Annotated in this window: 10 protein-coding genes and 2 pseudogenes; 4 read left to right on the top strand and 8 right to left on the bottom strand. The window is 65.7% G+C overall.

The features are described 5' to 3' along the window. Positions 1–80: 80 nt before the first annotated feature. From JUB11_RS18485 to JUB11_RS18455, 7 genes are all read right to left on the bottom strand, one after another. The gene (locus JUB11_RS18485; protein ID WP_207460056.1) at positions 81–641 is read right to left on the bottom strand and encodes a hypothetical protein; all 561 of its coding nucleotides are present in this window, start codon (positions 639–641) and stop codon (positions 81–83) included. Beyond that, positions 638–1,780, bottom strand: coding sequence for a ferritin-like protein (locus JUB11_RS18480; protein ID WP_207460055.1), 1,143 nt, complete (start codon positions 1,778–1,780; stop codon positions 638–640). Before JUB11_RS18480 ends, JUB11_RS18485 begins: the two co-directional genes overlap by 4 nt. A 44-nt stretch (positions 1,781–1,824) precedes the next feature. After that, positions 1,825–3,663 (bottom strand): GMC family oxidoreductase, encoded by a 1,839-nt coding sequence (locus tag JUB11_RS18475; RefSeq protein ID WP_207460054.1) that lies wholly within the window; start codon positions 3,661–3,663, stop codon positions 1,825–1,827. 250 nt (positions 3,664–3,913) lie between these two features. Continuing rightward, positions 3,914–5,704: a GMC family oxidoreductase gene (locus JUB11_RS18470; RefSeq protein WP_207460053.1), complete on the bottom strand. Its 1,791-nt coding sequence runs from the start codon at positions 5,702–5,704 to the stop codon at positions 3,914–3,916. Continuing rightward, complete coding sequence (locus JUB11_RS18465) at positions 5,701–6,162, bottom strand: hypothetical protein (protein WP_207460052.1); 462 nt, start codon at positions 6,160–6,162, stop codon at positions 5,701–5,703. Before JUB11_RS18465 ends, JUB11_RS18470 begins: the two co-directional genes overlap by 4 nt. Beyond that, on the bottom strand, positions 6,159–7,571 hold the full coding sequence (locus JUB11_RS18460) for a glycoside hydrolase family 15 protein (RefSeq protein ID WP_207460051.1): 1,413 nt from the start codon (positions 7,569–7,571) through the stop codon (positions 6,159–6,161). The genes JUB11_RS18465 and JUB11_RS18460 overlap by 4 nt, the downstream gene beginning before the upstream one ends. A 71-nt stretch (positions 7,572–7,642) precedes the next feature. Continuing rightward, a complete protein-coding gene (locus JUB11_RS18455; protein WP_207460050.1) occupies positions 7,643–8,104 on the bottom strand; it encodes a lipocalin-like domain-containing protein in 462 nt (153 codons plus the stop codon). On the opposite strand from JUB11_RS18455, the gene JUB11_RS18450 reads away from it, so the two are divergent. The 4 genes and pseudogenes from JUB11_RS18450 to JUB11_RS18435 form a co-directional block, all read left to right on the top strand. Next, entirely contained in the window at positions 8,103–8,336 is a 234-nt protein-coding gene (locus JUB11_RS18450; RefSeq protein ID WP_207460049.1) for a hypothetical protein, read from the top strand. The genes JUB11_RS18455 and JUB11_RS18450 overlap by 2 nt on opposite strands. Positions 8,337–8,934: 598 nt before the next feature. Then, positions 8,935–12,432 carry a type I restriction-modification system endonuclease gene (gene hsdR, locus JUB11_RS18445; protein WP_207460048.1) on the top strand — a complete coding sequence of 1,166 codons (3,498 nt, stop codon included), beginning with the start codon at positions 8,935–8,937 and terminating at the stop codon, positions 12,430–12,432. Between the two features lie 22 nt (positions 12,433–12,454). Further along, complete coding sequence (locus JUB11_RS18440) at positions 12,455–13,357, top strand: pentapeptide repeat-containing protein (RefSeq protein ID WP_207460047.1); 903 nt, start codon at positions 12,455–12,457, stop codon at positions 13,355–13,357. Between the two features lie 8 nt (positions 13,358–13,365). After that, positions 13,366–13,878: pseudogene (locus JUB11_RS18435) on the top strand (N-6 DNA methylase); the annotation flags it as partial. A 51-nt stretch (positions 13,879–13,929) separates the two neighbouring features. Here JUB11_RS18435 and JUB11_RS32835 read toward each other — a convergent pair. After that, a pseudogene (locus tag JUB11_RS32835) lies at positions 13,930–14,060 on the bottom strand (IS256 family transposase); the annotation flags it as partial.

The following is a 14,060-nucleotide window of genomic DNA, read 5'->3' as shown; positions in this document are numbered from 1 at the left end:
ACCGGCGGGAGCATCCGTTGGTCGTGGATGCCCGGGCGGTGCCCGGGCATCCGGCGGTCACATGGCGGGGGCCAGGCGCGTCAGGCGGGCAGCCTTGCCGGTTCCTCGTCCGCGGCGGCCGGCAGGTGCGCCGGATCGCCCGCGAAGCGGGGGATGCGCGGCGCCGCGGCCCAGGAGCCGTAGCCCGGTGCCTTCGCCCCGGCGGGATGCGCGCCGATGGCCGTCCACAGCAGCCCCTCGACGTAGGAGGCGGGGGACACCACGAAGGTGACGTCCTTGGGCGCCGGGCCGTAGTTCTCGGTCCAGGCGGTCGGCAGCTCGTACCAGACGCCCGAATACCAGAGCTTCACGATGTTGCGCGCGATCGGCCCGAGCTTCTCACTGCCGAAGATCTCCCGGCGCAGATAGGCGTTGCGCGCCGGGCGCCCTTCGTCTCCGGTCGTGCTCATCTGCTTGCCATGGACGGTGAGGATCTCATCCAGCAGCGCCGCGCCGACCACGTCCCCGATCGTCTTCAGATAGGCCTCGGCCTGGCCGGTCCCCTGCAATTCGAACACGGTGAAGGCCGTCACCTCGGCGGAGAAGGCGAGGAACCGCTCCAGACGGTTCTCGTCCGTGACAAGGTTCTGTTCCGTGATCATGCGACCACCTCCTTCACGGCGCCGACGGCTGCCGGAGCCGCGGTCGGGGCATCATTCCGCGCGACGCCTGCGATCTCGTAGGTCGGTGCGGCGTACAGCCCGTTGCTGCCGGGCAGCGGGTTGCGGATCAGTTCGGTCATCAGATTGCGGAATTCGAACATCCGCGGCACCGCGCCGAACAGCGTCTCGGGCTCACCGTTGAAGGCCCGGTTGAGCATCCGGAGGAACTTGGCGTAGGTCTCGTTGAAGGCCTGGGCCGCCACGTACAGCTCCGTCCCGACCGGCATGTCGGCCAGCTTCACGTCTTCCTTGACCTTGTAGCAGGCATCCCAGTCTACGGAGAGTTCCGGGCCGGTCGGGTTGCCGGGCTTGTCGCCCTTCTGGTAGTAGCGGCCCTTGAGGAGCTGGTCGAAACGATAATAGTGCGCCAGTTCATTTTCATTGTCGTAGATTTCGGCCTCGATGCCCTCGCCCTGCTCCATGATCAGGTTGATCGCTTTGCATGCGCTGGAGAGGTCGGTCACCGGGAACAGCTTGCCGCCGCCGGAATAGTAATATTCCGAGGTGACTTGGCGGGCGTGATCGCCGGTGAAGATGGTCTTGCCCTGCGCCTGGGCTTCCTCCTCGAGAGTTTTGATGCCATCTTCGATGGCAGCGTAGAATTCACCGATGCTGTAGAAGTGCGCACCGCCTCCACCCGGATGGGCGCCGAGGACCGAGGCGTCGGGCGCGTAGGAGCGGTAGACCAGGCGGCCCGGGCCGGAGCGCGGCCGCTCGATCTTCAGGAAGGTTTCCAGCGCGCTCGGGCTGAAGCCCGCGATGTGGACCTGGAAGTCGTCCTCGCCGTCCGGCAGATAGGCCGGATAGGTCGGCACGAAGCCCTCGCGGGTCAGGTCAGGCGTGCCGCCGACGGCGTTGAGCAGGTTCGCCGCGAGCGTCAGGTGCAGCATTTCCTCCACCGCCACGACGCGCAGGACGTGGACGGCATCGGCGTTGGTGCCCGGCTTGATCGAGTACAGCGCCGTGAGATACGGCGGAATCGTAGCGTGCTCCAGCTGCATCGCCAGATGCAGGTAGTCCTGCAGTTCGGAGAGCGTGGTGATCTTGGCGGGAATTGTGGTGATCGTGCTGGAAGTCATGGTCTTCTCCGATCGTCGTGCGCGGCCCATGGGCGCGCTGAGCGTCAGTGCAGCTGCTTGAGCATCGCGCGCGCGCTTCGGTAGCAGAGCGCGGCGAGGGTGAGGGTCACGTTGGATGTGCCGATCGAAGGCATGCTGCCGCCGCCGACCAGGTACAGGTTTTCATGGTCCCAGGAGCGCTGGTCGGTGTTGACGACCGAGCTGCTCTTGTCCTTGCCCATGATGTGCGTGCCGGCGAGGTGGTTGCCGCCGCGGATCGCGTAGCCCTGGCCCTCGTAGGTCACGTAGCCGTAATCGCTCGGGTCGTAGCGGGTGTGGTCTTCCGCTCCCAGGCGGGCGAACACGGTCTTGGCGAACTCCCGCGCGTAGGCGGCGCCGCGCATCGAGTATTCGGGCACCGTGAAGGAGACGACCGGCCGCATGTTGCCGAGCTGGTCGGTGTATTGCGGATCGACGGTGACCCGGTTGCTCTCGCTCGGCATCACTTCGATCATGAAGGCGAGGAGAAGCTGGCGCGAGACGCGGTCGATCAGGCCCCGGCGCAGATCGGCGCCGAAACGGTTGTGCCCGTCGACCAGCTCCGTCAGGTCGGTGAAGGGAGCACCGGTCGCCCAGCCCCAGCCATCATTGTGGATGTCCACGGAGAAGGCTGCCTGACGGCTGCGGAACGAGCCCGCGCGCAGGTCGATGATGCCGCCGGTGCAACTCGTGCCCCGCATCGTGCCGCACACCTCGGGCATCAGGGCCCAGCTCAGAAGGTAGGCGTGGTCCATCAGGTTGCGGCCCATCAGGCCGCTGCTGCTGCGCAGGCCGGACGCGAGCATCAGGCGCGGCGTCTCGATGGCGTTCGAGGCCAGCACGAAGATCTTGCCCTTGACGGTGATGGTCTCGTGCTCGGAGGACTTCGGGTCCTTGTAGACTTTGACCTCCAGCGCGGAAACGCGTCCGCTGTCGGAATCGACCACGACCTTCGAAGCGACCGCCTGCACCAGCACGTCGATCTTGCCGGGACTGGTGCCCTTCTCGGGGTTCTGGACGTTGAGCAGGGCCTTGGCCAGCGTCTTGCCGGAATGGTACTTCGCCTGCACCGGGCAGAGCGGCACGCAGTTGGTGTTGCCCTGGCAACGGCCGCCTTCTTCCACCTCGTGCGTGTTGACGGCGCCGACCGGCTTGTAGCCCTTCCCGCCATCATAGTCCGGGTTGGGAATGCCGTTGCGGCCCTGCGGATAGGGGCGGACCTTGATCGGGTACTGCTCGCCGTAAAGCTCGATCTTGGTGTCGTCGATGCCCTTGCCGACCATCTTGTCCAGGTAGGACAGCGGCAGCCCCTTCATCGGGAACACGTAACCTTCGGGGAACTTCTGGTCCAGGTAGGTCTGGTCCTCGACATCGGCCGAAACGCCGATCTCGCGCTCCGCCGCCTGGTAGTCGGCCTCGAGGTCGTCGTAGCTCAGAGGCCAGTCGACGCCTTGTCCGAACCGTGAGCGTGGGTTGAAGTCCTCCGGCAGCATGCGGGGCGTCTTCGCCTCCCAGTGCATGGTCGTGCCGCCGAAGACGCGGGTGAAGACCGTGTCGGTGACGTAGGGACCCGACTGCACCATGTAGCTCGAGGAATCCGTCTCGGCCGGCTGAAGCTTGCGCAGCTCCGGGCTGCGCGGCATCGACGCGTTGGGATTGTCGGGATAGGGCGACTGGTTGTCTTTCGACGCCGCGCCATAAAAGGTGGACAGGTAGGATTCGTAGCCCGCGAGCGTCCGGTCGACACCCGTTCCGGCCTCCAGGATCAGCACCCGCTTGCCGGCCCGGCTCAGTTCGTTCGCGATGATGGCGCCGGAGATGCCGGAGCCGACAACCACGGCGTCGTAGGTGTCGTCCGCGGACACAGCTCTGGCATCTGTCCGTAGCGCAGAGTCAACTGGAAACAGCACGCGCTTCCTCCACTCTGTAGGGAAATGAGATATCTTGAACTACTATCGCGGGATAATCCGCGAGACGTCAACTACTTTAATCCCAAAGACATATGACATGTGTTGGTCTTTGGGATTTCATGCCCTTGTGTGCGTAGTCTTGGCCGGGTGGCTTCTGCCTTGACGGGCCAGGGGAGAGGAACGGCGGCGTCCCTCTCCGCCGGAGTCATTCCGCAAGAGTCGCGACCAGGCGATCGGCGGTCCGCAGAGCCAGCGCCGCCAAGGTCAGCGTCGGGTTTGACGTGCCCATGGTCGGGAAGCTGCCGGAGCCGACGAGGAAGAGATTGCTGTGCTCCCATGCCCGCTGGTCGGCGTTGACCACCGATCCGGACGGGTCGTCGCCCATCGCGTGGGTGCCCGCGAAGTGCCCCATGCCGTGGTAGCGGAACTCGCGGCCTTGATAGAAGGCCGACGGGAACCAGCTTCCCTTGTCCGGATCGCTGCAATCGGTGATGCCGGCGCGGCGGAAGACGGCGCGCGCCACGTCCGACGCGGCGGCCATTCCGGCCAGCGTGTAGTCGTCGATCCGGTAATCGATCACCGGCCGCGGGTTGCCGAACGCATCGAGATAGTTCGGATCGATGCTGATGCGGTTGTCCGGGTCGGGCAACTGCTCCACCGCCAGCGACAGGCGGACGTGACGCGGCAGGGTCGTCTCCAGCTGCGCGCGCAAGGCCGGGCCGAACAGGTTGCGCTTCATCACGGCATCGGCCACCGCCGTGTCGGGCGCGCCGGTGGTGGCGCGCCAGCCGTCGTTGCCGATGTCGAACCGGAATGACGCGTGCCGGGCGCGGAAAGCGCCGCCGCGCAGATCCTCGATGCCGGAGGTCGACTGCGGCCCCCGGTAGGCGCCGACGTCGAGCGGCGCCATCCCCCAGGCGTACAGCGCGGGATGGTCCATCAGCGTCCGGCCGACCTGGCCGCGCGGTCCCTCGAGCCCGGAGGCCAACATCAGCTTGGCGTTCTCCGTGGCGTGCGCCGCCAGGATATAGACGCGGCCGGTGGCAAGGTGCGTTGTGTGGACCGGCGAACCGACATCCTCGTAGCGTTTGTACTCGATGCCCTGAACGTCACCCGTGACCGGGTCGATACGGACTTTCGAGGCGACCGCCTGCACCTGAACGGTCAGGAGGCGCTGGTCGGCCTGCGCCATCGACTTGCCGGCGTTGTACTTCGCCTGCACCGGGCAGATCGGCGTGCAGGACGTGTTGCCCTGGCAGCGCTCACCGAGATTGGATGTGCCCGACCGGCCTTCGGGGCCGATGTCGACGGCGCCGACCGGCTGATAATCGCCCCGCGGAATGGAGTTGCGCGCCGCCGGGTAGCTGCGCACCCGGATCGCGATTTCCTCGTCCCCCATCGTGACCGGCATGCCGTCGACCGCCGCGCCGAGCACCCGGTCCGAATAGCTCGGCGGGATGCGCCGCATCGGATAGTCGTAGCCCTCGGAGAAGCTCAGCCCCAGATAATGCTGGTCGGCGACGTCGGCGGACACGCCGATCTCCCGCTCGGCCTTCTCGTAGTACGGAGCGAGTGCCGTGTAGTCGAGCGGCCAGTCGCGTGCGACGCCATGGCGCGACCGCATCCGGAAGTCCTCCGGCAGCATGCGCAGCGACACGCCGAGCCAATGCAGGGTGGATCCGCCCCACAACCGGGTGTAGCTGCTGCCGTACAGGTTCGGACCGCGCTGCACGAAGTACCCGTCGTTGTTGCGCAACGACGTGGTGTCGGGCTGTGGCGCGCCGACCGCGGGAGGCCAGGGCGACTCCGGGCTCTTGGCGGTGGCGGCGTAGAAGGTCTCGAGATGCTGAGTGTAACCGTCCAGGCTGCGCGAGGTGCCCGGCCCGGCTTCGAGGACCAGCACGCGCATGCCGGCCCCGGTGAGGCGCTTGGCGATCAGCGCGCCGGCGACGCCGGCGCCGACGATGACCGCGTCGTAGGACGCATCCCTGTTCATTCCCGACTCCTCTGCGGGCCCGAGGCCCATGCGCCGTAACCCTGCGGGTTCGCTCCGGGCGGATGCCCTCCGGCCGCCTCCCATTGCAGGCCTGCCTGATAGGCGGCGCCGGAGATGACGCGGTTGGTGTCCAGCGGCGATTCCCCGAACGCGGCGCGCCACGCGGGCGGAAGCTGTGTCCAGCTTCCGCAGTACCAGAGCACGATCAGATTGCGCGCCACCGGCCCCAGCCTGGGGTCGCCCAGGATTTCGGATTCCAGCACGCGCTCACGTTCGCGCTCCGATCCGGGGGGCAGCTGCTCGTACGCGGACAGCAGGTCGCCCACCACGTCCGGGGGCAGCACCGCGCCGATTGCCTTGAGATACGGCTCGGCCATCCCCGAGCCGCGCAGCCGCACGGCATCGAACCCGGTCAGCAGGATGGAGAGGCCGATAAAACTCTCCAGCTGCCCGTTCATAGGGCGTTCTCGAGCTGGGGCGCTGCCACGGGCTCGAGCGCGCGGGCACGGACCGCCGAGAGGAAGGACGCGTAGCTCCAGGTCAGGTTGCGCACGCTCTTTTCGTAGCCGGTCGTGCCGTCGAACTGCTCGCTCAGCTCGTAATGATCGCTGTGGAGAACGACTGCGCGCAGCATGGCGTCACCGGCGTTGCGCAGGGCGTCGGCCACATCGGCCGGCGCTGCCGGTCCGGTGATGCCGACCTGAGCGAAGAAGGGCTGTGAAAGCGCGTCCAGCGGCACCGCCTGCGTGCTCTCGATCTCGGCGGCGAGGCGGTAATACAGCTCTGCGAGGTTGCAGGTGCACAGTGCCCAGGGATGCCCGCCGACCACCGGGTTGGAGACGTCGCCGTCGTAATTGTCGCCGGGGTAGCGGCCGAGCAGCGGGCCGACGCCGCGTGCCCGGTCGGCGACGTTGATCGGGTACTGCCACTGCGAGCCGTCGTCCTCCCACTGGCCGCGCAGCTTTGCCGCGGTCGCGAGCAGCTTGGTGTCGGTGCAGGGGATGGCGCCATAGACGCTGGCGCAAATGATGTCGATGTTGGGGTCGTAGGCCTCCGGCACCGCCGACACGCCGGGTCCGGCGCCGGGCTGCAGCATCGTCATGTAATACTGGCCGTTCCAGTGGTCCTGCAGCGCATTCTCCAGCCAGTCGATCGCCGCGGCGACGCCCTGGGGAACCGGAATGCCGATCGTGTTGGCGGTGACGTCACGGAAGCAGCGGAGCTGCACCGAGCGGGCGAAGAAGGACAGGCCCGAGTGCTCCTCCCAGAGATTCGTGGTCGGGTTCTGGTAGGCGCCCAGCAGATAGTCCAGGTTCTTGGAGATGACCTGCGCGGCGGCGGCCTGGGCCGACGGTCCGAGTTGGTCATAGGCGCGCAGCAACGCGACCGTCTGGATCGCCGGCCCGTCGGCTTGCTCCGTCCAGGGGCGCGACTGGCCGTCGATGGTGAAGCAGGCGTGCGCCGGCGTCGGGGTGGCGTTGTTCTGGCACGTCTGCGCGAAGGCGACGTAGTCGTTCAGCGTCTGGACGCCGTCGCCGGGCGTGGCCGGCAGGCCGGCCTCGATGATCTCCAGCGCGGTGATGGCACCGTCCCGCACCCAGTTGAAGATGTAGTTCTGATCGACGCCCGGCGTGTTGGCCGGATAGGAGGGGGCGGCGATCACGCAGCCCGGAAGCGAATAGCGGCCGGGCTGGGCCGGGTCTTCGATCACATAGCCGTCGCTCGTCACGTTGCGCAGCATCATCAGCAGCATGTAGCGCGACAGCGACGTCAATTCGGTCTGCTGGTAAGCCGTCTTCGGTTCGTGCCTGTCCAGGGCGGCCGTCGGAGCTGCGGCCATGGCGCGGGCAGGAGTGGGGTTGGTCATCGCGAATCTTCTCTGGCTTGCGTTGAGGCCGGCGCGGCGGCGCCGTCGGGTTGCGGCCGGTCGGGCGTGCGCTATCGTCTGCTGTTGCGGATCCAGGCCATCTCGTTCACCACCGCGATGCCGTCGATCCGGACGGGCGGTGTGCTCAGCGTGAGGATGTCGGTGAATTTCTCACCGTCGTCCTCGCGCTCGAGGGTGAACGGACGTTCCTGCACGGTTCCCGACCAGTCGGGAAAGGAGCTGCCTTCGATCTGGTGGATGACCGCCCGATCGTCACTCCGGTCGATGCGGAACGTGCCGAAATAGGCCAGGTAGCTGGAATAGGCGGCTGCGCGCGCGTCCGTGTCACCGGTGAGCGGGTTGTCGGTGTTCAGATTCGGCCGGTTGCCGGCCATCATCTGCACCATCATGCGGCCATCGTCCGCATAGATGAGCATTCCCGTCGCGCTCTGACCAAACGGCCAAGTCACTTCGCCAGTATCTGTCAGCCTGACCCACCGCAGCAGCTGCCATTGCCCTTGGATACGAAGCATGGAATTCACCTTTCAGTACTGGTGTGTTGTGGATCTGCTCTGCTTTTTAACAATAATGAAATACAGTGTGCTTACTGGTCTGCCGCATGCATGGGAAATCGATCGCCGCACCTCTTTGGTTGAGTGCAGACGTAGTCGAATTTACGCATTGGAAAGCTATCCTGGCGACGTGCGAGCTGCCGTCTTCCTATTTTTCGTAGATTGTCAAAAGCAATTAGGAGAATGGAAGTGAAAAAATAGAGGTAAATGGATTTTACCTCAATGAATACATGAGTGTGGAACGGGGTTCGCGGTCGCCGATTTTCTGTGAAACAAAAATTAAATGGCAACCTGTCGCAGTGAAGCTCACTGGCGTTAACTGTTCTTCAGCAATCAGTGCAGAAGAGGCGGTCGGCTGATCGGCATGCGGAAGGCGTCCGACGCGTTGGGTGACGTCGGTCCGATCGGCTCCAAGCGCCGTCCATGGGAGCGGCCGGGGCCGCAGGTTGCGCTCCGATGGTCCGTGCCTGAGAATCCGGTGAGGAACGCGCCCCCCTTGGGGAGGGCGCCGCGACCTCCGCTGCCGGCGCTCTGCCTGGAAGCTAAGGGGAGAGGACGGCGACGACATGGCGTCTAGAGTTGGGGTGCAACCTAGCCGCGCCTCCCTCCGCGCGGTCGCCGGCGCGCCCTGCGGGGCGGCGCATCCCTGCCAAGCTCGCCAGCCAGGCGTCATGTCCGCGCGGCTCGATCCACGCTTGGCACATCCATAGAAAATCAATCGTTTCGTGATTGCGTTCGGTCGGTGACACGCAGTGCGCCGCACCGTATAGTCGGATGCTCTCGGGGAGGCAATGGTGGCGCGTTCGGTCAACTTCTCGTTTCTGGTGCGGCATGATGCTCAGCTCGACCGGCTGGGGGCATTGGCCGAGCGCTTCTTCGCCGAGGATGCCAACACCACCATCATCAAGCTGCGCCAGTTCGCCGAACTTCTGGCACAGCTCACCGCGGCCAAGCTCGGGCTGTGGACGTCACCCGAGGAGAAGCAGACGGACCTGTTGCGTCGCCTGCGCGACCGCGGCGCCCTGACGCGCGAGGTCGGGGACCTCTTCCACTTTATCCGCAAGGCCGGCAACGCCGCCGCCCACGACCTGGACGGCGACCACGCGACCGCGCTGTCTTGCCTGAAGCACGCGCGTACGCTGGGTGTCTGGTTTCATCGCACCGTCACGGGCGACCGCGCGTTTGCCCCCGGCCCCTTCGTGCCGCCGCCCGATCCGCGCGCCGAGGGCGCCGCGCTGAAGGCCGAGTTGGAGCGGCTGCGCAAGGCGGTCGCGGAACAGCAGTCGGCCCATGAGCGCATCGCAGCCGAGGCCCAGGCCGAAGGCGAACGACGCCTGTCCGCCGAGGAGCGCGCCGCCCGCGCCGAGGCGGAGCGGCTGGAGTGGGAACGGCTGGCGCAGGAGGTGGAAAACGACCGCGCGCGGCTGGCGGCGGAGCTGGCCGCCGCGCAGGCGACCGCCGTGGCCGAGGCGCCGACGGCGATCCAGCACCGGGTGGAGCTGGCGCAGGAACTCGGCCAGGGCATCGACCTGGACGAGCGCGAGACCCGCCGCCTGATCGACGCGCGGCTCCGGGAGGCCGGGTGGGAAGCGGACAGCGAGACCCTGACCTTTGGCGCCGGCGTCCGTCCGCAGAAGGGGCGCAACCTCGCCATCGCGGAATGGCCCACCGCGAACGGGCCGGCCGACTATGCGCTCTTCGCCGGCCTCACCGCCGTGGGCGTGGTGGAGGCCAAGCGCCGCAACGCCGACGTCCCCGCCGCCATCGACCAGGCGCGCCGCTACGCGGAGGGCTACCTCGCCCATGGCGACGAGGCGCCGCCGGAGGAGGGACCCTGGGGCGCCATCCGCCTGCCCTTCCTGTTCGCGACCAACGGCCGCCCCTTCCTTCGCCAGTTCGAAACGGCGTCGGGCATCTGGTTCCGCGACGCCCGCCATCCGCAGAACCTGCGCAAGGCGCTGGACGGCTGGTACACGCCGCCGGGCCTTGTCGAGCTGCTGCGCAACGACCCGCACGCGGCGCAGGAGCGGCTGTCGCGCGATCCCTTCGCCTTCAACTTCCCCCTGCGCGGCTACCAGGAACGCGCCATCCGCCGGGTCGAGGAGGCGATATCCGGCGGCCGGCGCGAGGTGCTGGTCGCCATGGCGACGGGCACCGGAAAGACGAAGACCTGCATCGCGCTGGTCTACCGCCTGCTGAAGGCGCAACGCTTCCGGCGCATCCTGTTCCTGGTGGACCGCACGGCCCTGGGGGAGCAGGCGGGCAACGCGTTCAAGGAAACGCGGATGGAGCACCATCAGGTCTTCGCCGACATCTTCGCGGTGAAGGAGCTGGGCGAGATCGCCCCCGACCCCGAGACCAAGCTGCACATCGCCACCGTCCAGGCGCTGGTCAAGCGCACCCTCTACAGCGAGGACCCGCCGCCGGTGGACCAGTACGACTGCATCGTGGTGGACGAATGCCACCGCGGCTACCTTCTGGACCGCGAGATGGGCGAGGACGAACTCCGCTTCCGCGACCAGGGCGACTACATTTCCAAGTACCGGCGCGTGCTCGACCGTTTCGACGCGGTGAAGATCGGCCTGACCGCGACGCCGGCCCTGCACACGGTGGAGATCTTCGGCGAGCCGGCCTTCCGCTACACCTACCAGGAGGCGGTGATCGACGGCTGGCTGGTGGACCATGAGCCGCCGCTGCGCGCCCACACGGCCCTGAGCCAGCAGGGCATCCATTGGGACGCCGGCGCCGCCGTGGACGTGCTGGACACCCGCACCGGGCAACTCGACCTCATCCACCTGCCGGACGAAGTGCGCTTCGACGTCGAGGATTTCAACCGCAAGGTCATCACGCCGGACTTCAACCGCGTCATCGCCGAATGGCTCGCCGGCCACATCGATCCCGGCCTTCCGGGCAAGACGCTGGTGTTCTGCGCCACCGACCAGCACGCCGACATCGTCGTGACCGCCCTGAAGACGGCCTTCGCCGCGCGCTACGGCGCCGTAGAGGACGAGGCGGTGGCGAAGATCACCGGCAAGGCCGACCGGCCCCTGCACCAGATCCGCCGTTTCAAGAACGAGGCGCTGCCGAAGGTCGCGGTCACCGTGGACCTTCTGACCACCGGCATCGACGTGCCGGAGATCGTGAACCTCGTCTTCATCCGGCGAGTCGGCAGCCGCATCTTGTACGAACAGATGATCGGCCGGGGCACCCGCCTGTGCGAGGGCCTGTTCGGCCCCGGCCGGGACAAGACGGCCTTCCGCATCTTCGACGCCGTCGGTCTCTACGCCGCCATGCAGGACCTGACCGAAATGCGGCCGGTCGTGGCGAATCCCAACATCACCTTCGCTGTGCTGCTGGGCGAACTGGCCGAAGCCTCCGGCGCCCCGGCGGAGGGCACCCCGTTGGAGGGCGCGCCGGCGGCCGGCTTCGCCGAGGCGGGGCAGGCCCCCTTCGCCGGCCCGCCCGGGCTGGAGGAGCGCAAGGCGCAGCAGGCCCGCTGGCTGGTCGGCCAGATCGTCGCCAAGCTGCACCGCAAGAAGCGCCGCCTGTCCGACAGCGGCGCCCGCCGGTTCCGCGACCTGGCCGGCACCGACCCGGACGGCTTCATCCGCCGCCTGCGCGAGTCCGCACCCGAGGAGGCCGCGCGCCTGCTCCTCGACAACCGCGCGCTGATGGAGCTTCTCGACACCCGGATCGGCGACGACCCGATCCATGTGCCGCTCTACCCCGGCACCGACGCGTTCCGCCACGAGGAAACCGGCTACGGCGCCGGCATCACCCGGCCCGAGGACTATCTCGCCAGCTTCCGCAGCTATCTCACCGAGAACCTGAACCGCATCCCGGCGCTCGCCGCCGTCGCCAACGCCCCGCGCGACCTGACCCGCGCCCAGCTTCGCGAGGTTCGCCTGCGGCTGGAGCAGGACGGCTTCGGCGAGGCGGAACTGCGCGCCGCCTTCCGCGACGCCACCAACGCCGACATCGCCGCGTCGATCATCGGCTACATCCGCCAGGCGGCGCTGGGCGACCCGCTGATCCCCTACAACGAGCGTGTGGACCGCGCGATGCGGCGGGTGCTATCCAGCCGAAGCTGGACGGCGGCGCAGCGGCAATGGCTGGAGCGCATCGCCCGGCAGATGAAGAAGGAGGTCGTCATCGACCGCGAGACGCTGGACCAGGGCGAGTTCCGCCAGCAGGGCGGCGGGTTCGCGCGGCTGAACCGGGTGTTCGACGGGCGGCTGGAGGCGGTTCTGGCGGAGATCGGCGAGGCTATGTGGGAGAGGGCTGGATAGCCCACCATTCGGGAGAATAGATTTGAGCGCATCTTTAGATCAGATCGTCGCGGATTGCGAAAATCTTAGGCAATTAAATGGCAGCCTTCGGGGCAGGATTGCAGAACTTGAGGAAGAGAACGTAAAGCTAAAGGAGCGCCTAGATGCCTGCGCTAAACTCTCCTCGCAGAGTGCATTCAAATTTTTTGTAAAAGCATTCTTCAGCTTCGGATTGGCAAAAAAATTCCGTGATTATGGAAGGGCTTCTTCGGTCACAGATCCCTTTCCCTCTCCGCAAACAGAGAATTTGCTGGCTGGGATAGTTAACAGGATTTTCATTGGGAAGACTGTGCCGATCATAATTGCAGCAGTTTCGCCGCTTATATTGATTGTCCAAGTGTGGATCGCTTATGGTCAGAACCAGCTTTTATCAAATCAAATAAGGTACCAAAAGGATGCTGATAGGGAAAAGAACATGGTCGAATTTGCAAAGTATATGTATGATAAGACGTGCAATGATAAAGGAGAATGCACCCCAATCAATAATCAAAAAATCAGAGGAATGGCCTTGCTTGCATATATCGCGGCAGATCGCGCGCAAAAAGGGGTACGATATGTAAATCTTGATGGCGCAATGTTAAGCGGTATCGAGCTTCCCATGAAGCGAGAAGTTAATTTTGTAACATTTAGGAAGGCAAATCTTAGTGGATTTTCAGCCCCTTCGGCTGATTTAACTGCTAGTGATTTTGAATACGCAGATTTGAGTAGTGCGAACTTATCTGGAGCGAAAGTCAATGGCGCATCTTTTAAGGGTGCGCGGTTGGCTGGTGCGAATCTCGAAGGAATCTCTGGATATGAAGAGGGTACTTTTCAAGATGCTTGCGTTGACGAGAAGACTCGAGTTTCCGAGGAGATCAAAAAGCAGCTGAGGATTTGTTCGAATTGAAGGGTACCATGACCGCCACCACCGACATCGTCGCCAAGCTCTGGAACCTCTGCCACATCCTGCGGGATGACGGGATCACGTATCACCAGTACGTGACGGAGCTGACCTACCTGATCTTCCTCAAGATGGCGGCGGAGACGGGGGCGGAGGACCAGCTGCCGGAGCACTACCGCTGGGCCGACATCCGGCGGCGCCAGGGGGTGGAGCAGCTCACCTTCTACAAGGAGCTGCTGATCCACCTCGGCGCCGAGGGCTCGGCGCAGGTGCAGGCGATCTTCCAGAACGCGCAGACCTCGCTGCGCCAGCCGCGCATCCTCAAGGCGCTGGTGGAGGCCATCGACGGGCTGGACTGGTACTCGGCGCGGGAGGAAGGCCTCGGCAACATGTACGAGGGCCTGCTGGAGCGCAACGCGACCGAGAAGAAGTCGGGGGCGGGGCAGTACTTCACGCCGCGCCCGCTGATCGACTCCATGGTCGCGCTGATGCGGCCCAGGGCGGGCGAGTATGTGCAGGATCCGGCGGCGGGCACAGGACTATCCGGAATTTCGTGCTCGGCGGGGGCGATTTCAGTTTCAGGCGCTCATGGCCTTTGTGAAGCGCTCGCCGAACATGACGGCCATCTGTGCCTTGGCGGCCGTCCATTCACGGGCTGACATCTTCCAGTCTTTCTCGGCACGGTTCAAGACGAGAAACAGGAGTTTCA

The sequence above is a fragment of the Azospirillum sp. SYSU D00513 genome, assembly GCF_017356015.1.
Lineage (GTDB): Bacteria > Pseudomonadota > Alphaproteobacteria > Azospirillales > Azospirillaceae > Azospirillum.
This window is presented reverse-complemented; position numbering and strand designations above follow the sequence as displayed.